The organism is Micromonospora sp. CMU55-4 (genome assembly GCF_011602315.1).
Classification (GTDB): domain Bacteria; phylum Actinomycetota; class Actinomycetes; order Mycobacteriales; family Micromonosporaceae; genus Micromonospora; species Micromonospora chalcea.
The window spans coordinates 1-1,711 of sequence record NZ_JAAOLH010000041.1 but is presented as its reverse complement, the minus strand read 5'-3'; the positions used below and the strand labels follow the sequence as shown (position 1 = coordinate 1,711).

Sequence of the window (1,711 nt, the reverse complement as noted above, 5' to 3'; positions counted from 1 at the left end):
ACTGCGGCTCTGGTGGATCGGACCGTGTTCGCGCAGGCGGGGTTGTTCGCTGTCGAGGTGGCGTTGTGGGAGTTGTTGTCGTCGTGGGGTGTGCGGGCTGATTTCCTGGCGGGTCATTCGATCGGTGAGGTGACGGCCGCGTACGTGTCGGGGATGTTGTCCCTGAGGGACGCGTGCACGTTGGTGGCGGCGCGGGGTCGGTTGATGCAGGCGTTGCCGTCGGGTGGGGTGATGGCAGCGGTGGGTGCGTCGGAGGAGGCTGTCGCCGAGCTGCTCGGTGTGACCGGTGCGGCGGTGGACGTGGCGGCGGTGAACGGTCCGGCGTCGGTGGTGGTGTCGGGTGCCGCCGGTGAGGTCGCTTCGGTGGTGGCGGCCTGCTGTGAGCGGGGTTGGCGGGTCAAGGAACTGGCGGTCAGTCACGCGTTCCACTCGCGGTTGATGGATCCGATGCTGGACGAGTTCGCGTCGGTGGTGGCGGGGCTCGACTGGCAACCGCCGCGGATCCCGATCGTGTCGAACGTGACCGGCGCGGTCGCGGACGCCGCAGAGATCACCGAGCCCGGCTACTGGGTGCGGCACGTGCGGCAGCCGGTGCGCTTCGCCGACGGGGTGGCGGCGTTGCGGGCACAGGGGGTGGACACCTTCCTGGAGATCGGCCCGGACGCGGTCCTCACCGCCATGGCCGCCGAGGCGGACACCGCCGACGACGTGCGGTACGTCGCCACGCTGCGCCGCAGCCAGCCCGACGTCACCACCCTCACCAGCACCGCCGGGCAGCTCTGGGCCGCCGGCGTGGCCGTCGACTGGGCGGCGTACCTCGGCCAGACCGGCACCCGGCCGCGCGCGGTGGAACTGCCCACCTACGCCTTCGACAGGCAGCGCTACTGGCTGGAGGACCCCCAGCCCGGCTCGGCTCCGGAGCGGGCCGACGCCCCGTCCGACGAGCAGTTCTGGGCGGCGGTCGAGTCCGGGGACCTCGGCGTGCTGGGCGAGGATCTCGCCGTGGGCGCGGACGAGCCGTCCACGGCGCTGCTGCCCAAGCTCGCCCGGTGGCGGCGGGCGACGCAGCAGCGGGCGGTCGTCGACTCCTGGCGGTACCGGGCGACGTGGCGTACGGCCGCCGTGCCGGACTCCGCGACGTTGGCGGGAACCTGGCTGCTGCTGATGGCGCCCGGGCAGGAGGACCACCCGGTGGCCGCGGCGCTGGCTGCCCGGGCCGACCGGGCGGTCCCGGTGCTGATCCCGGCCGGCGCCGACCGCGACCGGGTGGCGCGGCTGCTGCTGGAGGCGATGAGCTCCGACGCCCGGGACGCGCACGTGGTGTCCCTGCTGTCGCTGGCCGAGCCGCGGGAGGCGTCCCCGGTTCCGGCCGCCGCCGAGGTGTCGACGGCGCTGGCCGTGGTGCAGGCGCTGACCGACGTCGGTGGGTCGGGCCGGTTGTGGTGGCTGACGCGCGGGGCGGTGTCGGTCGGCGACTCGGACGAGCTGGCGGATGTCGCGGGTTCTGCGGTGTGGGGTTTGGGTCGGGTGGTGGGTTTGGAGGTGCCGTTGCGGTGGGGTGGTTTGGTGGATTTGCCGGGTGTGTTGGGTGGTGGTGTGTGGGGTTGGTTGTGTGGGGTGTTGTTGTCGGGGGTTGAGGATCAGGTGGCGTTGCGGTCGTCGGGTGTGTTTGTGCGGCGGTTGGTGCGTGCGGGTTGTCCGGCGGGTGCGG

Annotated in this window: 1 protein-coding gene; it reads left to right on the top strand. The window is 73.0% G+C overall.

The features are described 5' to 3' along the window. Nucleotides 1-24: 24 nt before the first annotated feature. Nucleotides 25-1,711: acyltransferase domain-containing protein (locus HA073_RS30145; RefSeq protein ID WP_309228076.1), on the top strand; the 1,687-nt coding region annotated here is incomplete at its 3' end.